The following is a 19,246-nucleotide window of genomic DNA, read 5'->3' on the forward strand; positions in this document are numbered from 1 at the left end:
AATGAAACACTTCAAACAACCCGTTCGCGGGCTTGTCGGTGTGCGCGCTGATGCCAGCACCGATATCAAGGCATTGATCGAGGAGCAGGGCAAAACCTTCGAGGCGTTCAAGGCAGCACACCAGAAGGAACTGGCTGACCTGAAAAAAGGCATGGGCGATGTGGTCCAGTCTGAGCAGGTTGACCGGATCAACACGAGCGTAGGCGAACTTCAGGCGGCCATCGATGCGGCCAATACGAAGATCGCGGCAATGTCCCTGAGTGGTACTGGCCCCGACGCGGTGAAAGATGCGGAATACACCGAGGCCTTCCAGGCGCATTTTGCCAAGGGCCAGGTTCAGGCCAACCTGAACAAAGGAGCGGATCCTGAAGGCGGGTTTCTGGCACCTGTGGAATGGGATCGCACGATCACCGACAAGCTGGTCGAAGTCTCGGCGATGCGCTCGATCGCATCGGTGCAGAACATCTCGACAGCCGGGTTCACCAAGCTCTTCAACCTGCGTGGCACTGGCTCTGGTTGGGTCGGCGAAGAAGATGCGCGTCCTGAAACCGGTACACCCACCTTCGGCTCGATGACGATCACCCCCGGCGAAATCTACGCCAACCCAGGCGCTACGCAGGGCATGCTGGATGATGCCGCGGTCGACCTGGAAAGCTGGTTGGCGAATGAGGTGCAGACCGAGTTCGCCAAGCAAGAAGGTCTGGCCTTCGTCGCGGGCAATGGCGTCAACAAGCCCAATGGTTTCCTGAGCTACGCGGCCGGGGCCGCGAATGCGGCGGCGAACCCATTGGGGGCTATTGGTGTCGAGCCCGCCGCAGCGGCGGCCGCTGTGACTGAGGATGAGCTGCTCGATCTCATCTATGGCACGCCGGCCAGCTACACCAATGGCGCGCGCTTTGTCATGAACCGGACCACCCAGGGCAAGATCCGCAAGCTGCGCGACGCGGATGGCCGCCAGCTGTGGCAGCCCTCCAGCGTTGCAGGTCAGCCCGCGCAGCTGCTGGCATATCCGGTCACGGAAATGCCGGACATGCCAGACATGGCCGCCAACACCACGCCGATCGCCTTTGGCAACTTCGCGCGCGGCTATCTGATCGTCGATCGTACCGGCGTTCGCGTGTTGCGTGACCCGTTCACCGCAAAGCCCAAGGTGCTGTTCTACACGACCAAACGCGTGGGCGGTGCTGTGGTCGATCCGCAAGCGCTGCGGATCCTCAAAATGGCGGCTGCCTAAGCACTCGTCCCGGCCATGGCGGCCGGGGCATCCCCTTCAATCTGGAGAGATACGATGAGCGACAATAATCAGCAGTCCGGTAACGCGGCAGCTGCACAGCCCAACCAAAAGCTGCCAGCCCCGAAAGCCACGAAAAAGCCGGGCCCCAAGGTCAGCATGACAGCCGCCCAGGCGAAGAAGCTCGGCCTCGACCCGTTCCCCTACGGCGGGAAATAAGCAATGACCCCCGTCCGCGTCACAGCACCACTCGCGCTGCCCGTCACGGTGCAGGAAGCCAAAGATCACACGATCATCGACTTTGCCGATGATGACGGTCTGGTCGAGCGGCTGATCGAGGCGGCGACAGACCATCTCGATGGCTTCACCGGTATCCTGGGCCGCTGCATCGTCAACCAGCAGTGGCGGCAGGACTATGCCGGCTGGACTTCCTGCCTGCGCTTGCCGTTCCCGAACGTCTCGGCGGTTCAGGTGGAATATATCGACGGGGACGGGGTAACTCAGACGGTCAATCAGGCGGACTATCAGGTTATCACCGATCCGCGGGGCGTGCGGGTTCAGTTCCTGAGCGGCTTTGCGGCACCTGCTCTTGGGCGGTCGCTGACCCCGATACAGGTCACCTTCACGGCGGGTTATGGTGAGCCCGCAAACGTGCCTTGGGATATCAAAGCCGCGATCTGCATGCTGGTGGCACATTGGTATGAACAGCGTTCAGCGGCATCGGACAAAGAGCAGCGGCCTATGCCCTTCGCTGTCGATGTCCTGCTTGGCAAACACCGCTGGGTGATGCTGTGAGATTGATCGAAGCCGTGGCATTCGACGCTCTTGCTGGCGTTCCGGATGGGTCCGGCGGGGAGGAGCAAGACTGGGTCGAGCAGTTCACCACCCGCGCGCATTTCCGCTACCTGCGCGGCAGTGAGGCGGTGATCGCCGCGCGCCTGCAAGGCAAACAGCCGGTGGTTGTCACTGTCCGCGCGAACAGCAGCACGCGCGCAGTCACGCCGGAATGGCAGATGCGCGATACCCGCCGCGGCACGGCGTACAACATCCGCACGGCGGTTCCATCCGATGACCGGCTGTTCATTGAATTGACCTGCGAGAGCGGGGTGGCGGTGTGAGCACGTCTATCGATCTGCAAACGCTGATTTACGAGCGCCTCGTCGCAGACGCGCGCGTTCATGCGCTGGTGGAGGATCGCATCTTCGACCGGGTGCCGGCGGATGCGGATTATCCCTGCATCACCTTCGGGCCGTCTGACTACAGCCCTGAGGACATGGATTGCATCAAAGGCCGGGATGAGACGCTCCAGCTGGATTGCTGGGCGGAGGATCACGGGCGGCTTCGGCCCGCGAAGGAGATCGCAGACGCGGTCAAGAAGGCGCTTCATCAATTTGAAGCAGATGCCGGAGACAGCGCCCTGATCACGATGACCGTGGAGGCGGTGCGCGTCATGCGCGACCGCGATGGGATCACGGGCCATGGCATCGTGACGGTCACAGCCAACCTAGAGGAAGCGTAATGGTTAAGGGCCTCGCAGAGTTCAATCGCCGGTGGGGAGCGATCCCCGCCAAGGTCCGACAGGCCGCGCGGGACACCTTGGAGCAAAACGCCGAAGAGATCGTGGCGGATATGAAGCGCGTGGCCCCGAAAGGCGAAAGCCTCGATCTGGTCAATTCGATCGGCTGGACCTGGGGCGATGCGCCGGAGGGCGCGATGGTGATCGGCACCGTGGGCGGCAAGGAATACTCGACCCTTCGCATCACGATCTACGCAGGCGCAGGGGATGCGTTCTACGCCCGCTTCCAAGAGTTCGGGACCAAGGACATGCCGGCCAATCCGTTCTTCTTCCCGGTGTGGCGCACGCGAAAGCGGCGCGTGAGGTCGCGACTGACGCGAAACATCAACAAGGCAATCAAGGAAGCATGATGAAAATCAAGATCAAACAGGATGCGCATCACCGCATCAGCTCCGCCAAGAGCCAGTGGTTCAAGGCGGGCTCAGAGGTATCGGTTCCGCAAGCAACAGCAGAGGCGCTTGTGGAACGGGGCGTGGCCGAGGTGATCGGCGACAAGAAACCATCTTCTGCAAAGGGGAATTAACATGGCGACCGGTAAACAGACCAAGCGGCTGATCGTGCAGCTGGGGGACGGGGCAACCCCAACCGAGACCTTCGCGCATACCTGCGGGGCGAACACCTTTGGCATCACGCTGAGCAACAACCTCGGTGAGAACATGGTGCTGGATTGCGATGCTCCGCTCGATGTGCCGGTGACGATCGTGCGGCACCTTGAGAGCCAAGACACCAGCGTGACGCTGAGCGGTATGGTGACTATCGAAGCATGGCCGACATGGCGGCAATGGGCGGATGAGGGTAGCGAGAAGAACATCAAGATCCTGCTGGATGAAGACGCCGCCAGCAATGGCGGTCACTGGATTCTGCCCGCCTACCTCGCCGGTCTTGAACTCGGCAAGGAAACCAGTGGCAAGGTGACCTTTAGCGCGACCATTTCGGGCGCCGGTCAGCGCGTCTGGGCTGACGCAGTCTGATGGCTGATGTGGTTGCAGAATGGGCTGGGAAAGAGCGTCTTTTCCGGCTCACCTTTGGCGGGGTTCTCGAGCTTGAGGAAGCCTGCGGGAAGGATGCCATCGGGGCGATCTTCTTGCGCGTTTCATCGGGCAAGTTTCGGGCAGAGGATATCTGGCACACGCTCCGGATCGCACTGATCGGAGGCGGTGAGAACAAGGTCGCAGCAAAGCAGCTCCTGGAGGCGCATTTCGAGCGCCAGCCGTGGCACGACAACGCGGCGTTGGCAGGCGATATCCTGATCGCCCTTATGTCGGGTGTTGAGGATGGCGACGCCTCCAACGACGAAGAGGAGCCCGAACCCATGCGGTTTTCCGAGGTCAGCCAGATTTGTCGCGAGTTCAATATGTCACCGCTCGATCTGCGCGAGATGACCTACGCGGATTTCATCAACATGGTGCGCGGCTTCAATGCTGGCAGCAAGAAAGCCGAACCGCCGACCGAGGAAGAGTTTGATGAAATCCTCGCCAAGTATGAGCCGGAGGCGCTGAAGTAATGGCCGACGTCGAAACCGCCTTGATGCTGCGCCTTGAGGCGTCCCTTGCCAAGTTCGAGAAGCAGATGGCACGCGGTCAACGCGTGGTGAACAAGTTCACAACCGAATGGGACCAAAAGTTCGCTGCCAGCAATCGGAAAATGGCTAGGAATGCCGAAGCCAGCGCCGAGGCCATCGGCAAGGAAATGGACCGGTTGCGGGCCAAGTATGACCCGCTCTTTGCTGCGTCCAAGCGGTATGAGGTCGAGCTGGAGGAATTGAACCGGGCTCAGAAGGTGGGGGCCGTCAACTCCAAGCAATACGACGCGGCCCTTGAACAGTTGAATGCCGAGTACACGCGAGCGACCGCGGGCGCTCAACGACTTGCGGGGGCGAACGCACGTGCGGCGGGCACTGCACGCGGGATGGGCGGGGGAATCCAAAACGCTGCCTTCCAGATCGGGGATTTCGCAACGCAGGTTGGCGCGGGCACCTCGGCTTCGATCGCTCTTGGCCAGCAGTTGCCGCAGTTGCTAGGCGGCTTCGGGGTCTTGGGCGCGGTGTTGGGTGCGGTGGTCGCGATCGGTGTCCCACTGGCAGCGTCGTTCTTGAAGTCCGGCGATGCGGCCGGGGATCTCGAAGGCGCTGTGAGCGATCTCAAAACGGCGGTTTCGGAATATAATAGCGCAGTGGAGCGGGCCAATTCACCGACCGAAGAATTGGCTGAGAAGTACGGCAGGGCATCGGATAAGGCGCGTAACCTCCTGCGTGTTCTGAGCCAGTTGGCCCGCCTTGATGCAATGGAAAGCATCCGCAAGGGCGGTGCTCAGGTTCTTGAGGCTTTCGATGAATTGCAAGGGCGCTTGGATCGTTTTGATGAGGTATTGCGGCAGGGCTATTCGGAAAGCGAACCCGCAGCGGTGCGTCAGGTACGCAAGATTAAAGAGGAATACGGCCTCACACTCGAACAAGCACGGCAGCTGGTCGCTTTGATGAGCGACTATCGAAGCGCGGATTCCCTCGATGCTCAGGCCGCAGCGCTTCAGGCGATGTCGACGTTTCTTACTGAGGCGGCAAGAGGCGCGGATGAGGTAAATGAAAACCTCGTCTCAATCGCGCGCTCCACGGCAGAGGCGGCTTTGGGCGCGCTCGACTTGGCCAATGAAAGCAGCAATGCCGCCTCGGCTTCGGATGATCTTTCGAGAAGCATTGCAGGCATCTCTTTTGACAATGCGATCAGCGGGGCGAATGCCCTTTCCGGCAAGATTGGCGGCATGATCGGCCAGGCGCAAACGCTACTTAGCGTCCTGGGACGGGCCCAGATGGCCAATATGAAAGCGTCTGATCAGAGAGAGCTTGCTGAAGCTGAGCGCGATTTGGTTAAGGCGGGCACTGATCGGGTTGAGGTCGCGCGCAAGCTGGCTGAGATACGCAAGCGCCAAGACTTGGATGGAACTGGCGTGACACTGCCAGTCGCGGCGCGGGAAAAACTCATCAAGGACGCTGGAGACATTGAGGCTGCGACCGCCGCCGCGCGGAAAGAAATCTCCGAACTGAATCAGGAGGCCAGCAAGTCATCGAGCAGCAGCAGCGGCGCAGGCAAAGGACGGTCGAAAAGCGAAAAGCCCGGGCTGTTCCAAGCGAGCGAAGATGAGCTGCAAAACATCCAGCGCCAAATTGAGATGATCGGCAAGACAAAGGCCGAGATTGCCGAACTTACTGCCAAATACAAACTGCTGGACGAGGCAAAGGAGCGTGGTCTAAACCTCGACGCCCGCCAAGCTGCCACAGGCGAAACCCTGCGTGAGCAGATCGACAGGCAGGCGGCAAGCATTGGCGATTTGACCGAGAAGTATGAGCAGGCGCGGGAACGGGCGGCGTTCTTCGAAGGGGCGCAGCAAGACCTGAAGGACGGGTTTATCGACGCGATCGTCGAGGGTGAGAGCCTCGCTGGCGTGCTGGAAAACCTTGCCAAGTCACTCGCAAAAGCCGCATTGCAGGCGATGCTTTTCAATGAAGGGCCATTTGCCAGCGGAAGCGGCACGGGATGGCTTGGCGGCGGGGGCAAGGGCGGCTTGCTGGGCGGGGCAATCATCCCGGGCATTCTTCACAGCGGCGGCACGGCCGGCAAAGATGGCTACGGCCACGGGCGGTCTGTTTCGCCGGCGGTGTTCTATGGCGCGCCCCGCTACCACAAGGGCGGGATTGCGGGGCTGCGGCCCAATGAGGTGCCGGCGATCCTCGAGCGTGGTGAGCGGGTCATTCCGAATGGGCAGAACCTGAAATCGGCAGGCGAGACGTTCAACATCTATGTCAGCGGTGCCCGCGGTAACGCGGAAATCAGCGAGATGGTGGCTGAGGGTATACGGCAAGCGCGGGGTGGCATCGTCAAGCAATCGGTCGGCTCGGCGCAGCGCTCCTTCAAGAGAAGCAAATCGGCGTGGTCACCATGACGGACGTTATTGCTTGGCCTCCTTTCCAGCTTACGGGCTGGGAGCTTGCCGAGGTATACCCTCAATCACGCTCTGTCGGGCTTATCGAGGGCCGGCCGCGCACGTCATCCGCGCAGCGGGCCCGGCGCGTGGCAACGGCACATGTTGCGGGCATTGGTCGCGATCGGTCAGGGGCTGGGTTTGTGCGGATGCTCAACCGTTTGTGGGCAGGCCGGCCGCAGTTGGTGCGCGTTCAGGCATGTTCGTCCCTCTGGCCTGTTGGCCGAAAGGGAGCTGATCTGCGAAGCAACATTCTGGAATGGACGGAGGGTGATGCAGACCTGTTGTGGACAGCAGGAGGCAATGCCCTGCTTTGGAATGAGGGCAAATATGCTCTCAGCGGGACGCCTTCCACAGAGAGTGGATGGCATAGCCTGACCGTCGATGGTCTTCCGCCTTCGCAGGTCATCGCGCGGCCCTCCGAGCAGGTGAGCGTTACAGATGGCACAGTAACAGAAACGGCTTATGTGCTGACACTCACGCGGTCGGACGCGATGGGCGCGGCGGTTATTCGGACCGATAAGGCTAGCGCATTCACTGTATCGGGATTGGTCGGCATAGGTCACAGCGAGAACATTGTGTTTGAAGCATTGGGGGTTCCCCGTTCAGTACGTTCGGCTTCAAGCGACTATGGCTTCCAGTGGGACTTCCGCGAGGTGTTCGAAGACGAATACGCGGACGGTTGGACGGAGGTTGATCCATGGGGCTGACACGCGGGGCCTCGGCGGCGCTGGTGTCGGCGCTGTCAGGGCATTTTCATCCGGTTATCCTGACGGAGGCCGATTGGCCGGAAGAGATGGTTCGGGTTCACTCCGGCGTTGGAACCATGACATGGAATGGGCAAACATGGTTCGGCGCAGGCAGGCTGGTCCAGTTCCAGGCGCCGGAAGAAGCGGGCGGATTGGCGACGTCTGAGGCGTCGGTGAAAGTCGCTGCTACTGTGGAGGATATGCTGGCAGAGCGGGGCAAGATCATCCGCAACCGCTCTATCCGCGTTTGGTTCGGAGCGACGACGACAGCGGGCGGCAATGTGCTGGTGGCCGATCCGGTCTGGCTGTTCTCGGGCTACTTCGACAGCCGCACAGGCTCCATGACGCGGGCGGGTGAAGACCTCTCACACGATATGGTCTTAGGCATCGGGACCGGGCCGGGGGCGCGCCTCTCAGCTTCGATCACGCACAGCTATGAAGACCAAATCAGCAGATACCCGACCGACACGGCAGGGCGGCATGTGCAGAACGCCATCAAGCGACGGTACAACCCTCAAAATTGGCCAGAGTGACGCCCCCGGCTGCGTTTCACGCGGCTGTCAATCACATGAGCGGGCCGTTCGCTTGGGGATTGAGGAGCGACTGCACGGCGGCCTGCATGGCCTTTGCGGCTCTGCACGGCGTCGACCCCTTAAAGGACGCCACTGCGACCTATCACAGCGCCCTTGGGGCTCATCTCATCCTGCGCCGCGCCGGCGGTTATCTGGCGTGGAGCAGGGCCACCTTTAACTTGCCTGAGACGGCTGACCCTCAGCCGGGCGATCTGGCTCTAGTCCGAAGCGCGGACCCTTTGGGCGCGGCTTTGGCGATCTGCATTCAACCCGGCGAATACGCTGCAAAGACGGAGCATGGCCTGGCCATCGCCCCGGCTGAAATCTTGGGAGCTTGGACTTGCCATTCGTAGTGCCCGCAATCATCAACCTCGGCACGGCCCTCATCACCGCAGGCGCCAATGCTCTGGTCGGGCTTGGATTGAGCGGCGCTTCTGCTTGGTCGATCGCGACCAGTGTCGTGAATTTTGGTTTCTCGCAGCTCATCAACGCCGCAGCCAGCGCGCTCTTCGGTAAAAAGCCATCGGCGCAGGATGTGGGGCGCGATCTTGCGCAGCCGACCACGGCACCTGCGCATCGCTTTGTCTACGGCGAAACACGGGCCACAGGGACGCCAATCGGGACGCCGATCAAGGGGCCGAAGATCTACGGATGCTGGCTTCTTAACTCACGGGCGTCTGACCTGTCGACCTTCACGCTGTACCTCGACAAGCGCGAGGTGGGGTTGACCGGCGATGCCTTTGACCTGTCCGGGCCGGGCGCGTCTGCGACAGAACATCCCTTCGAGAACCATGTAAACGTGTGGGTATCGCGTGGGGATCACACCGCGCCGCCTGCGGTGTTCACCGATGAAGCGCCTTGGGTTGAGACTGACGCGGAGCATCTTTGGAAGGCGACCGACGCTTGGCAGGGCTGGACTGTGATCTGGCTCAAGCTGGACGCAGGCGGGCAGGGTGAGCGGCAGGAGCGCTGGCCCTCTAGCCCCCCGCTGGTTGAAGTGGAGGGGCGCTGGTCCAAGGTTTATGACCCGCGCGAGGCTTCCCACGACCCCGACGACCCCGACACTTGGGAATGGTCCGAGAACCATGCGCTCTGCATTCGCGACGCGCTGCGGCAGAACCCTATTCGGCAGTATCAGGAAGATCAGCTCCACGAATCCTTCAATGAATATGGGCCGGACGTTTGCGATGAGATCGTGGCCCTTAAGTCGGGTGGCTCGGAAAAGCGGTATATCTGCGGCGGTACCTTGGTATTCAGCGATGGCGAGATCGAAGATCAGTTGAACCCGATGTTCGTTTCCGGCGCGGCTGATCCCATCCGGATCGGTGGCAAGCTGGGCTATGCGGCAGGGGAGTATCGCGCCCCCGACATGACGCTCGGCTACATGCTGGGGCAGGGGTTCAGCTTCCCCGATATGGTGCCAGGGGATGAGGTGATGAACACGCTTCGCGTCTCTTACCTGTCGCCCAATCGCGGCTATGAGACGGCGGAATTGGAGCCGTGGGAGATTCCCGGTGCGCGGGATGCTGACGGGGGGCTGCCTGCGGTCAAAACGCTGGACCTGCCATTTTGCGCCTCGGCCACCCAAGCGATGCGGGTGCGCAAGATCATTGGCCTTCGCCAGCGGCGGCAAGAGCGTATCCAAGGCGGGGAGCTTCCCCCGGAAGCGCTTAACCTTGTGGGTGGCTCTACGGTCAACATTGCGCTGCCCGCGCCCTATGACGTGCTGGATGGCGTGTATGAGGTGGAAAGCATCCACCCCGGCCTAGACCCTCTCGGGGAGAGCGGAGAGGTTGCCATGCGCCTGCCTGCGTCTTTGGTGAAGCACGACCCGGCGATTTACGCTTGGGACGCGGCAACGGACGAAGAGGACGTATTTGACGAGCCTTACGACGATGAGCGCACAGGCACGGCGAACCCCGGCGCTATCTCGGTCACCACGGGCGATGCGGTCAATCAGTCGACGGGCGGCACGATCATCCCGCGCATCCTCTTCGCCTTCGACCCCAGCACAAGCGGCGGGGTGGCGGGCTACGACTGGCAGTATCGCGAGACAAGCGGGGATTACACCACGGGCGGCGTGATCGACGTGGATGTGCGCAACGGTGATGGAAAGGTGTTCGGCTACTTGGTCGGAACGCCGGGCCAGACCTATGACATTCGGGCGCGGGCTACGGGCTCGAGCGGTCAATCGGATTGGGTGGAAATTACAGGCGTCACGCCAGTTGTGGATATCGAGATTGACCTTCCGACAGACGGGCAGGCGGTTGGCGGCGCGGGGGAAATTACAGCCAGCTTCCGCACCCCGAATGACCCCGACTTCCGCGCAATGGAAATTTGGGGCAGCGATAGCGACGACAGCGGCGCGGCCTCCCTGATCGGCACGGCCATCTACACCAGCCAGAACACAGTCGTCAGCATCACGGAAAGCAGCCTTGGCGCATCTATGACCCGTTACTACTTCGCCCGCTCGCGCGGGGATTACGCAAGCGCATCGGCATTCACCGCCAGCGTATCGGCAACCACAGACCCTTAATTATTGGAGGCGATTATGCCCGCACCTGAATTTACGCTGCCCACCACCGGGACTTCGCCCAAAATTGCGACCCGCCACGGGCTTGAAGCTGGCATCAACGCGGTATCGCAGGCGCTCTTTGACCAGATCGGGGCTATTTCGACCGGCCTTAAGCCTGCGGGCAATTGGGATGCGTCGGGCGGTTCATTCCCAAGCGGCGCGGAACGCGGCACCTACTACGTGGTCAACGTTGCTGGCACGGTGGATGGTGCGGCGTTCGCAATTGGTGACTGGCTTATTCCGCTGGTGGACGCCCCCGTAACCGGGACATATGCGGGCAACTGGTTTCGCGGGGATTATTCCAAGGTTGTGCCTGCCAAACTGGATAGTGCTGCTGCGTTCGAGGCGGGTTCGGATGTTTCGCGCGGCCCCGGTGCGCTGTGGGAGACGAAAGACGGCTTCCGGTACGAGGAGGTTACCGCAGGCGAAGACTTGACCAACGCGGCGGGGGTTAAACTGAAAGCCAAAGCCGACAAGGGGTACTGGACACTAAAGCAGTTCGGTGCGCGAGGGGATGGTTCCGATGATACAGCCGCATTCGTTCGCCTTCTAAACGCTTTGCTCTCTGCTGTTGACAACCGGGTGCCTGCTCAAGGTGCTGAGCCGTCTTGGCTCGTTAATAAAACAATCAAAGGCTTAATCGAACCGGGCCATTACAGGATTGCCGGTGGGTATGACTATCCTATCGGGGCCTCTCAAATGTTGCACCTCGACGGGGGGGGATCACAGACTACCAAAATTGAAATTACGGGAGACAATTACCTTTTTGATTGGGATGTTGAGCCAGTTGGGTTCGTGTTTCGGGGCATCCATCTTTACGGCGGTAAGGGGATGCAGCGGGTAAGCGCAATTTCTACCTCCGTAGGACGCATGACGGTTATTGAGGACAATGTTTTCTCTGAATATTCCCAGTGCGTCTATGCCAACTCAGCGCAGGACAACCCCGGCCTAAAAATCCGCCGCAATATGTTCCGGGGGAAACTTAACGCCGACACTATTGGCCTTGCCATCACTGGCCTGACAGCTGGCACCGATATTGTGGAAAACATTTTCCAGCGGAACCGCTACCACATTAAAGGCGCTCCGGCTGTACTGGCGGGGGTGGATCAGGGGCCGCTATCCACTTGCAACATCACCCGCAACGACTTCTTCCGCTGGGAGAGTCCATTCACCAACACTTATGATATTTGGCTGGTGCCGAATGCGGAAGGGCCGACCAACGCGGGGCGGGGGCTTGTGGTCAATCAGAACAAGTTCGGAAATGAAAGCATCAAGTCCGGCGACTGCCGCCTGCTTATTGCGGATGAAGGCGCAGGAACGGGCGTCTGGGACAAACATCACGCGACGACCGCGAGCACAGGATGGTTAGCTGGCGTCACATGGCGTGACAATAACATCGGCTTTAAGTTCAGTCCGACAATGACCTTCGGCTACAGCTACACGCCGAACCTGCGCGGCTTTTACTTTGACGACCTGTATCATGGGGGCGCGCCTACGCATATCATTCAATATGACGAGGCTGTGGTATCAGGCGGTCTGCTGTCCGGTCAGCAGACTGGCACTGATAGCCACTACGTCAGTTTTGCCCGCCTCCTGTCGGGTTGGGCTAACGATGCGCTGCCACCTTTGTCCTCCAATGTGCCGGGAAGCTTTATTGTACATGATCCTTTTGGCTATGCGCAGGAAAGCATCTGCGCTGCGGCTGATGATTGGGGCGGTTATGTCCAGCTTCTGACGCCCGCCAGCACGGCAGCTTTTACTTCTGCGGGGGTGGCTAGTCATGCAGCAAAGAACAATAGCCTCGGCGGGGTGAACGAAGCGGCTGCGGTGCGGTTTCAGGCAAACCGTCCTGATGCACGCTTTGGCGGAGCGCTTACAAAGGCTTCTGTGACCGCAGGACGCATGGTGAATATTGAGTTTGAACTTCAACGTGCCGCGTCTCTTCCGCTCAAAGAGGTAACATTTGAAATTATCACGGGCGGCTCTTCGGTGGCGTTTCGCCGTCGCCTGCAGGTGCCTACGCAAGCCGGGTGGCACAAGTTTTCATTAAAGTGGATGCCGCGTCAGAATGCGGACGATATTCTGGCGCGTTTTGTAACTGATGGTTATTCATCGGGCGTTGCTGAGTATTTGGATATTGGCCGCTTCCGCTCCTATCATGGGCGAGCGCCAAGCTCCGGAATCGTGCGATCTCTTCAATCTAGCTGGGCGCGGGAGCATCCAATAGTCGGTGATTATCACCTTTGGGTAGATGCAACCGGAGACCTGCGGATTAAATCCTCAGCGCCAACCAGTGATACGGACGGTGTTGTGGTTGGAGCGCAGGTTTAATGCTTCCCTTCCGCGATACAGTCATTTGCGGCCTTTGGCTCAGCAGATCACAGTCGCCGCAGCCATAAGCGAAGTTTTTTATCGAATGATCATATAAACCAAGGGGAATGCTGTGCTGACATTTAAGGCGAATGTTCTGGAAGAGGGCAGGGCCGCCGAGTGGCAATCTGCCGCCCTTCTCTTAACATTCGCGCTGATCTTAGCCGTGCCGGGAGAAACCACGACATCAACCGCAGGCTTCCGCACTTTTGTCCGGCTTGGGCTGGACGATGCCGCATTGTCTGTACCCATCGCATTGGTGGCGCTGTCGAGGATGACGGCCCTTTATGTCAACGGCGCATGGCGGCGATCGCCGATCGTGCGCATGGTCGGTTCCATCGTGGGAGCGAGCATCTTTGCCATGATCGGCATGGCCTTTGTGTGGCCCGCTATCGAGAACGGCCTCAGTGTTTCTGCTCTCTCAACAGGAGGTATCTATTTCACACTGGCGTTCTTCGACGCTTTGTCAGCCTACAGGAGCGGTGCCGATGTACGAATGGTCCAGCAGCTTTCTTGCCGAACTCGATAAGGAAACGGCCACCATCCTCGGTACCGGGATGGCTGCAGTGATCGTGGGTATCGCGACTGGGTTACGAGGGTTCAAAAAGGGTAAGCCAGTCGCTCATGAGACGGCGCAAGCAATCGCCAAAATCAGCTGCGGCGCGCCTGAGCTGAAAACGGAGCTGCTGGCGATGCGCCACAAACACCACGAGCTGATGTTCAGCATTTCCAACCTGCAAAGAGACATCGATCGAATGTCCGAACTGCTGACGCGGGTTGAGGACCGGACAAGACGAACCTCGGCCGAATAACCAGCCCTTCACACTTTCAACCTCACGCCCCGCCTGCGGGGCTTCTTGCATTGGAGAATGCCCATGAACCGTTATCTCATTGAAAACTGGCGGGCGGTCCTGCGCTCGTATTCTTTTGTCAGCATGGTGCTTGGATTGGTCGCCTTGCTCGCGCCGAATGCGCTCTATGGCTTGTTAGAGATCGAGGCGGACCCATACCCGCTCGGCACAGCGGCTCTGGTGTTCTTCGCCTTCGGCATCGCTGGCCGGTTTGTCCGGCAAGCCCCCGAAACCCGGATGGGCCGCCGGTTTGTCTTTTGGACAGCTTTCCTGTTTGGGGGGCTCATGCTGGCAAAGTCCATCGGCGGCGCGCTGGTTGAGAATGCGGTTCTACCTGAGCCGGAAGAACGGGCTAGCCTTGAGGCGCAGGTCATTCCGGCCATGGCGTCGAAACCGCGGCCCCCATCGATCCCGGCGCCACGGGCGGCCGAAGATCCATTCGATGAGATCGCCTTCCAGCTTATCGCCAAATGGGAGGGCAAGAGAAACGAGGCCTATCGCGACATCGTCGGTGTCTGGACGATCTGCTACGGCCATACCCGCACTGCCGCGCCCGAACAGTACAAAAGCGATGCTGAGTGCAAAGCGCTGCTGGTCGAGGAGATCGCAGAGTATCGCGACAAGTGGATGGGCTATGTCAGTGACGAGGCAAAGGCCTACTGGCTGCCACCGACTCGAAAGGCCGCCTACACCAGTCTCGCATTCAATGTCGGCTGGCATGCCGCAGGCACCAGCACCGCAACCCGCCGGCTTAATGCAAGCGACATCGAGGGCGGTTGCGAAGCGCTGACATGGTGGAACAGAAGCGGCGGCAGGGTCATACGCGGCCTCGTTAACCGAAGAGCAGAGGAACGAGACTTCTGCCTAATGGCACCCGCGTAATGCGTTCGGCTGCACTCATCGTTGGTTTGCTAGCAATCATAGCTCTAATTGGCAGCGGATATATCGCCGGACGTACAGTATCGAGCGTTGAGAACGCGGAAGGCAAAACGGAAACACTGAAGAGGATACAGAATGCAGATGTTAGCGAAGACGACCCGGATGCTGATCGCGATTGGCTGGATAGCTTTCTTAACCGGATGTCAGCGGGTCGATGATTCAACTGGATTAGACGCTCTACGTGGTCCGCTAATTAAGCACGGCCTCGAAGTGAAAAGAGTAGATGATCCTGCGCTCGTGACATCGTTTAGGAACTTGGCTGCGGTATGGGAAGCTGCCTCGTACGGACGGAGCACATCAGAAAGCTATAAAGTTTCTCAGTGATCAATTCCTACGGTTTGGAAAACGGTAGTCCTACTCTAACGAAGAACAAAAACGCTCTGAACCTCCTACCGGTCCCGTATTCAACGTCCGGCGACTATGTTTCCTCAGCTAAAACGTCACGCAACTGAGCATGTGATTTCCGATACACTGACACCGCTTCTTCAATTTCCCAAGAAGCAGCCCTTAAATCAGAAAGGTCCTTTTCAAGTGTCAATAATGCTCTCTTTGCGTCAAAATTGTCAATTGAGACTTGTCTGTGGTCCAAGTCCAAGTCCTTTAAGATATAGCTAGTTTTTGGCAGATAAGCGATCGCAAGTGTGGGGCAGTTCGCCATCATGGCGAAGATACATGAATGAAACCGCGTACCAATGAAGAGTGTCGAACTGCCAATCAGTGATCGAAGAATTTCAGGCTCGCGCGAAGCTGTATCTACTGCAACACGGCTTTTGCAGGTGGCGGCAACGCGCGCTGCCATGCCAAGGTCCTCCGACACCTGATTAAAGATCACCGCACGCATGCCATGCTCACTAGACAGGTGATCAATGACTGCCGCAAGTCCGTCTACATACAATTCTCGAGCCGCTGTGGCATTTTCGGATTTCGGGAAATTCCAATCGACTACCGTGAGGCCCAGAATGGGGTCACCCGCCTCTGGGTCAACGCCAATCTGGTCCCAAGCCGATTTAACCTGTGCATCATTCGAGGCGCTAACTGAGTAATTCCAGAAGGCACTATCTCCTGAACGTCTCAATATCTTCGTGGGTAGCCGGAGCTCATCCGTGAGAAACTCAAAAGTGTAGGATTCACGCGCGCAAATCGCGTCCGCGCCCATCAGTATCCGGCGAGCTACAAGTCGGGCAAAAAGAGAATCGATTGGACCAATACTTTGAGGGGCTAGGATAGAGCGAGCAGACCTACGAGCCAAAGCGATGTGAAGCAAAGCCACGTAATATGCAAAATTGGTATCGTGAATGTAGCCGCCAGGTGCGCTAATTACTATGTCGGCCTCCCGGATCCGCTTCCAGCTTTCATGCTGCGTCTTCGGAAGAATACTAGAGACCCACCCAAGTCCAGGTATTGTCGCTATAATTGCTATAAAAATGAGCCAAAGAGTTACGATTTTTGCACGAATGCCATGACCAGTCGAATTGCCGATCCTCTCAGACCATCTGACATTGGGGTGTACGGCGCGGGAACTTTCAATTCCCTCGAAAACTGAACAACTGATTTCGGCTGTAGGTAGTACTGCACGCACTTCAGCAATGCATTCATCGAGTAGCACCGAATCGCCGCGGTTAGAGCGCCCAAAGGCGTTAGTTATCATAACTTTCATTTATCAATTACCTGTATATGGAAATTTGATTAGACCTTAGACCCAGCCTGTTTCTCGAGCCGTTCGACTTATTCGTCGCCATCAATACTGAGATATAAATCCAAAAGAACGGCAAACCTACCCGAAGGACGCCGATGTCCAGACCACCCCGCACCAATGTAAACCCGATCAAGGGTACCATGATCCCAGCCATTGCGAAGCGAACTGGACAGTTTGCGTGGACGGCACGTTTGCAAAGGGTCGAGCTAGCCAGTAGCGCTCGTCCAAATATAAATGAAATAAGGATTACCCCAACAATGCCGAATGAAATGTAAGCCTCACCAAATAAGCCTGGAGGAATGCCCCCCGTTTCATCGCCAAAGAGATATCCCCGAACCTGGGCAGCCAGTGGAACTGCTTTACTGGGGAACAATGCACGGGGAAGGAAGGAAAGAGCGGCGTTCAAATAGGTTTCACCTAAATTATAGCCAAACCTCTCAGCGTACTGGATCGAAACCTGAATATGGTCAATAAACTCTAGTCCGTTAAGTGCGCCGGCCAACGAGAATCCGCCATCTGAGAGAATCTGCGCGCTTTGAGCTGCATAACGCCAGCTCAGCATCAGATAAGAAACGCCAAGCACTACTGCACCTCCAACTAGTCCAAAAATGAACAGACTTATCGTTCTTGCTCTTAACAACTCCGGGGCCGCAAGTGACAGCAAGAATAGGATGAAAACTGCGCGACCTCCATCCACGAGAGATAGTATGGCTGCGGTCAAGAGGCTAAACAGTACAAGTGCTCGGGTTCGAAACCGTGGTTTTGAGAACCTCATTCCGTAGAACGCGAACGTAGAGAAAACAATATTTCCCCAAAAGAAAATAGATCGAATGTTGGCGAGTGTGCTGTTAGTCCTCACCCTAGCGTACGCTGCTAATAGAGCGTTTTGCACGCTCCCTGCATAAGCTACCGACAGAGCGACGTATATGGCGAAGAAGATAAGTGCAAAAAAGCAAAGAGTTTCTAGTCGGGAAACACGTATTCTCATAGGTGAGACATCGTAATGAATCGGCCGTAAAGAAAAAGCAGAACTTGCTGCAGTTATTAAAAACGCGAGGGTCGCAATAAAGCCAACGTAAGGGGTAATTGATAGATCTAGAAACGAACGAAGAAATGTAGGTATCACGCCCTCAGTGGAAAATACGATGTAGGGGTAGACACATCCAGCACTGAAATAGATAATGAAAACACCCCTAGCGTTCCGAATGCCGCAGCGGAGCATAATAGCCAAACCGAAAAAGAATATAACCGCATACGCAAGGATAAATGTATCCATCTTATCTTTCCCTTGGATGCTTTCGTTTCGTCCGCGTTGGTAGATGCAGCTCTAGCTGCATTACCGTTTTATCTTCCAAATCAGGTATCCAAAAATGAACGTCGCGGCAACCGTTCCGGTGATCGGGAAGGAGGCTATACCGAAGAAGTCAACCAAGAGGTAGCCTCCCGCAATCTGCGCGAGCGTGGCAAGAAGGAAGACGCTCGCGTAACCCTTCACACGACTAGTTGCCAAAAGAAATACTTCTAAGGAGTAATAGCAGGCAATCATGGTGCAGTTTGCAAGTAAGGCTAAGAATAGTACCCATTCAAACTCTAGTTTTCCCCCAGTCCAAAGCACGTAGAACTGTTTGCCCAAAGATAGATAGCCAACAACTGCGACCGCGCTGAGTCCAAGGGTTTGCCGCATTACCTTTCCTTGCATCGCCTGTACGCGTTCGTGCTCTCCACGGGCAGTAGCAGTGGATATCTCGGACCAATGCGAGCGTCCGGCAATGGCAACTATTTGAATAATCATTCGGAGGAAGGTGCGCATAGTAGAAAAGGCGGCGACCATTGAGGGAGTTGTAAGAGCGGCCACCAGAATCGTTGTCGTATGGAGGTAAATCATATTCGAAAGTGGCAGCGTCATAAAGCCGACTGCAGTCCGTATAAGTCGCCGGACTTCACTATGACTTCCGCGGAGCCAACTGAAACGGAGCCAGATGATGCGCCTCCGGAGGTCTATTATCATTACGCCGAAGATCGCCAGTCGCATAGAAAGCATAATGGAAGCAGCAAGTATGAGAGAGGCTCCAAGGCCAGCTGCTGCGCATAGCCCGAAAATTGGGAGGGTACGCCCGATGGCTTGCCAATTAACTGTCCAATTAAACCTGCCTAGCGTGCGGTAAAGGCCGGTGTGGTGATTGAATGCTAGGAGCAGCATCGCATCGAGAAATAAAAGTGCTGAAACTTTTAGTACTTCATTGCGGGTCAACGATACAAATAGGGAAGAAAAATTCTCACCAATAGTCAGCCAAAGCAACGTTCCAGCGCCGATCACGATCGCAATCATGCCAGTAAGAACAATTAGAGAGTTAAAATAGGTTCGATTGGCCGCTCCGAAGTAGCGTCGCGCACATTGCGCTTCGATCCTATTGTTTGCGGATGCAATTATCCCAAAATCCGTTAAAGCAAGGTACCCTGGAATAGTATAAAGTATTATCCATTCACCGTAGAGCGTGGCCCCCCATGCCCAAATAAGCACTGGGACCATCGCGAGCTGCAGCAGGACAGTGAGTCCGTTGCTGAAAAACATTGCCCCCATAACGCTTAGGACACGACGTTTAGCTGCTCCAGGCGCGTTGCTCTGGGCCGTTTGAGCGCTTTTCCGGCGGAGCGCGCGCATAGTTTCGCGATTCTCAAGGCGAGTCGTCATGTGTTCTCTCTCGGCCATTC

General features: G+C 57.6%; 21 protein-coding genes. 18 read left to right on the forward strand and 3 right to left on the reverse strand.

The genetic code is table 11. The features are described from left to right. Position 1 precedes the first annotated feature (1 nt). From K3758_RS02555 to K3758_RS02635, 18 genes are all read left to right on the forward strand, one after another. Positions 2-1,234 (forward strand): phage major capsid protein, encoded by a 1,233-nt coding sequence (locus K3758_RS02555; protein WP_259947360.1) that lies wholly within the window; start codon positions 2-4, stop codon positions 1,232-1,234. A gap of 54 nt (positions 1,235-1,288) precedes the next feature. Then, positions 1,289-1,450: a hypothetical protein gene (locus K3758_RS02560; RefSeq protein ID WP_259947361.1), complete on the forward strand. Its 162-nt coding sequence runs from the start codon at positions 1,289-1,291 to the stop codon at positions 1,448-1,450. A gap of 3 nt (positions 1,451-1,453) precedes the next feature. Further along, positions 1,454-2,026, forward strand: a complete 573-nt coding sequence (locus K3758_RS02565) for a head-tail connector protein (RefSeq protein WP_259947362.1) — start codon at positions 1,454-1,456, stop codon at positions 2,024-2,026. Then, positions 2,023-2,349 carry a phage head closure protein gene (locus K3758_RS02570; protein WP_259947363.1) on the forward strand — a complete coding sequence of 109 codons (327 nt, stop codon included), beginning with the start codon at positions 2,023-2,025 and terminating at the stop codon, positions 2,347-2,349. Before K3758_RS02565 ends, K3758_RS02570 begins: the two co-directional genes overlap by 4 nt. Next, a complete protein-coding gene (locus K3758_RS02575; protein ID WP_259947364.1) occupies positions 2,346-2,750 on the forward strand; it encodes a DUF3168 domain-containing protein in 405 nt (134 codons plus the stop codon). The genes K3758_RS02570 and K3758_RS02575 overlap by 4 nt, the downstream gene beginning before the upstream one ends. Beyond that, positions 2,750-3,157, forward strand: coding sequence for an HK97-gp10 family putative phage morphogenesis protein (locus tag K3758_RS02580; RefSeq protein ID WP_259947365.1), 408 nt, complete (start codon positions 2,750-2,752; stop codon positions 3,155-3,157). The genes K3758_RS02575 and K3758_RS02580 overlap by 1 nt, the downstream gene beginning before the upstream one ends. Further along, positions 3,157-3,330 (forward strand): hypothetical protein, encoded by a 174-nt coding sequence (locus tag K3758_RS02585; protein ID WP_259947366.1) that lies wholly within the window; start codon positions 3,157-3,159, stop codon positions 3,328-3,330. Before K3758_RS02580 ends, K3758_RS02585 begins: the two co-directional genes overlap by 1 nt. Position 3,331: 1 nt before the next feature. Next, positions 3,332-3,778 carry a phage tail protein gene (locus K3758_RS02590; RefSeq protein ID WP_259947367.1) on the forward strand — a complete coding sequence of 149 codons (447 nt, stop codon included), beginning with the start codon at positions 3,332-3,334 and terminating at the stop codon, positions 3,776-3,778. Further along, on the forward strand, positions 3,778-4,311 hold the full coding sequence (locus tag K3758_RS02595) for a gene transfer agent family protein (RefSeq protein WP_259947369.1): 534 nt from the start codon (positions 3,778-3,780) through the stop codon (positions 4,309-4,311). The genes K3758_RS02590 and K3758_RS02595 overlap by 1 nt, the downstream gene beginning before the upstream one ends. Further along, the gene (locus K3758_RS02600; RefSeq protein WP_259947370.1) at positions 4,311-6,743 is read left to right on the forward strand and encodes a hypothetical protein; all 2,433 of its coding nucleotides are present in this window, start codon (positions 4,311-4,313) and stop codon (positions 6,741-6,743) included. The genes K3758_RS02595 and K3758_RS02600 overlap by 1 nt, the downstream gene beginning before the upstream one ends. A 182-nt stretch (positions 6,744-6,925) precedes the next feature. Beyond that, positions 6,926-7,492 carry a hypothetical protein gene (locus K3758_RS02605; protein ID WP_259947371.1) on the forward strand — a complete coding sequence of 189 codons (567 nt, stop codon included), beginning with the start codon at positions 6,926-6,928 and terminating at the stop codon, positions 7,490-7,492. Next, the gene (locus K3758_RS02610) at positions 7,483-8,064 is read left to right on the forward strand and encodes a hypothetical protein (RefSeq protein WP_259947373.1); all 582 of its coding nucleotides are present in this window, start codon (positions 7,483-7,485) and stop codon (positions 8,062-8,064) included. The genes K3758_RS02605 and K3758_RS02610 overlap by 10 nt, the downstream gene beginning before the upstream one ends. Continuing rightward, complete coding sequence (locus K3758_RS18370; protein ID WP_409202615.1) at positions 8,061-8,456, forward strand: DUF6950 family protein; 396 nt, start codon at positions 8,061-8,063, stop codon at positions 8,454-8,456. The genes K3758_RS02610 and K3758_RS18370 overlap by 4 nt, the downstream gene beginning before the upstream one ends. After that, the gene (locus K3758_RS02615) at positions 8,444-10,639 is read left to right on the forward strand and encodes a phage tail protein (protein WP_259947375.1); all 2,196 of its coding nucleotides are present in this window, start codon (positions 8,444-8,446) and stop codon (positions 10,637-10,639) included. The genes K3758_RS18370 and K3758_RS02615 overlap by 13 nt, the downstream gene beginning before the upstream one ends. Positions 10,640-10,654: 15 nt before the next feature. After that, positions 10,655-13,009 (forward strand): hypothetical protein, encoded by a 2,355-nt coding sequence (locus K3758_RS02620; RefSeq protein ID WP_259947377.1) that lies wholly within the window; start codon positions 10,655-10,657, stop codon positions 13,007-13,009. Between the two features lie 112 nt (positions 13,010-13,121). Then, the gene (locus K3758_RS02625; RefSeq protein WP_259947379.1) at positions 13,122-13,577 is read left to right on the forward strand and encodes a hypothetical protein; all 456 of its coding nucleotides are present in this window, start codon (positions 13,122-13,124) and stop codon (positions 13,575-13,577) included. Next, complete coding sequence (locus tag K3758_RS02630; protein WP_259947380.1) at positions 13,537-13,860, forward strand: hypothetical protein; 324 nt, start codon at positions 13,537-13,539, stop codon at positions 13,858-13,860. Before K3758_RS02625 ends, K3758_RS02630 begins: the two co-directional genes overlap by 41 nt. A gap of 63 nt (positions 13,861-13,923) precedes the next feature. After that, positions 13,924-14,781: a lysozyme gene (locus K3758_RS02635; RefSeq protein WP_259947382.1), complete on the forward strand. Its 858-nt coding sequence runs from the start codon at positions 13,924-13,926 to the stop codon at positions 14,779-14,781. Between the two features lie 475 nt (positions 14,782-15,256). Here K3758_RS02635 and K3758_RS02640 read toward each other — a convergent pair whose 3' ends face one another. Genes K3758_RS02640 through K3758_RS02650 form a run of 3 tightly spaced genes read right to left on the reverse strand, consistent with a single transcriptional unit; the run spans position 15,257 to position 19,226 of the window. Beyond that, on the reverse strand, positions 15,257-16,495 hold the full coding sequence (locus K3758_RS02640; protein ID WP_259947385.1) for a polysaccharide pyruvyl transferase family protein: 1,239 nt from the start codon (positions 16,493-16,495) through the stop codon (positions 15,257-15,259). Between the two features lie 7 nt (positions 16,496-16,502). Next, positions 16,503-17,810: an O-antigen polymerase gene (locus K3758_RS02645; protein WP_259947387.1), complete on the reverse strand. Its 1,308-nt coding sequence runs from the start codon at positions 17,808-17,810 to the stop codon at positions 16,503-16,505. 60 nt (positions 17,811-17,870) lie between these two features. Continuing rightward, the gene (locus K3758_RS02650; RefSeq protein ID WP_259947389.1) at positions 17,871-19,226 is read right to left on the reverse strand and encodes a lipopolysaccharide biosynthesis protein; all 1,356 of its coding nucleotides are present in this window, start codon (positions 19,224-19,226) and stop codon (positions 17,871-17,873) included. Positions 19,227-19,246: the final 20 nt, after the last annotated feature.

The sequence above is a fragment of the Sulfitobacter sp. W002 genome (genome assembly GCF_025142135.1).
Taxonomy (GTDB): domain Bacteria; phylum Pseudomonadota; class Alphaproteobacteria; order Rhodobacterales; family Rhodobacteraceae; genus Sulfitobacter; species Sulfitobacter profundi.

Excerpts from the sequence above, each read along its gene's own strand:
- K3758_RS02555 (WP_259947360.1), top strand. The coding sequence starts at position 2 with ATGAAACACTTCAAACAACCCGTTCGCGGGCTTGTCGGTGTGCGCGCT.
- K3758_RS02560 (WP_259947361.1), top strand. The coding sequence starts at position 1,289 with ATGAGCGACAATAATCAGCAGTCCGGTAACGCGGCAGCTGCACAGCCC.
- K3758_RS02565 (WP_259947362.1), top strand. The coding sequence starts at position 1,454 with ATGACCCCCGTCCGCGTCACAGCACCACTCGCGCTGCCCGTCACGGTG.
- K3758_RS02580 (WP_259947365.1), top strand. The coding sequence starts at position 2,750 with ATGGTTAAGGGCCTCGCAGAGTTCAATCGCCGGTGGGGAGCGATCCCC.
- K3758_RS02585 (WP_259947366.1), top strand. The coding sequence starts at position 3,157 with ATGAAAATCAAGATCAAACAGGATGCGCATCACCGCATCAGCTCCGCC.
- K3758_RS02590 (WP_259947367.1), top strand. The coding sequence starts at position 3,332 with ATGGCGACCGGTAAACAGACCAAGCGGCTGATCGTGCAGCTGGGGGAC.
- K3758_RS02595 (WP_259947369.1), top strand. The coding sequence starts at position 3,778 with ATGGCTGATGTGGTTGCAGAATGGGCTGGGAAAGAGCGTCTTTTCCGG.
- K3758_RS02600 (WP_259947370.1), top strand. The coding sequence starts at position 4,311 with ATGGCCGACGTCGAAACCGCCTTGATGCTGCGCCTTGAGGCGTCCCTT.
- K3758_RS02610 (WP_259947373.1), top strand. The coding sequence starts at position 7,483 with ATGGGGCTGACACGCGGGGCCTCGGCGGCGCTGGTGTCGGCGCTGTCA.
- K3758_RS02620 (WP_259947377.1), top strand. The coding sequence starts at position 10,655 with ATGCCCGCACCTGAATTTACGCTGCCCACCACCGGGACTTCGCCCAAA.
- K3758_RS02630 (WP_259947380.1), top strand. The coding sequence starts at position 13,537 with ATGTACGAATGGTCCAGCAGCTTTCTTGCCGAACTCGATAAGGAAACG.
- K3758_RS02635 (WP_259947382.1), top strand. The coding sequence starts at position 13,924 with ATGAACCGTTATCTCATTGAAAACTGGCGGGCGGTCCTGCGCTCGTAT.
- K3758_RS02640 (WP_259947385.1), bottom strand. The coding sequence starts at position 16,495 with ATGAAAGTTATGATAACTAACGCCTTTGGGCGCTCTAACCGCGGCGAT.
- K3758_RS02645 (WP_259947387.1), bottom strand. The coding sequence starts at position 17,810 with ATGGATACATTTATCCTTGCGTATGCGGTTATATTCTTTTTCGGTTTG.
- K3758_RS02650 (WP_259947389.1), bottom strand. The coding sequence starts at position 19,226 with ATGACGACTCGCCTTGAGAATCGCGAAACTATGCGCGCGCTCCGCCGG.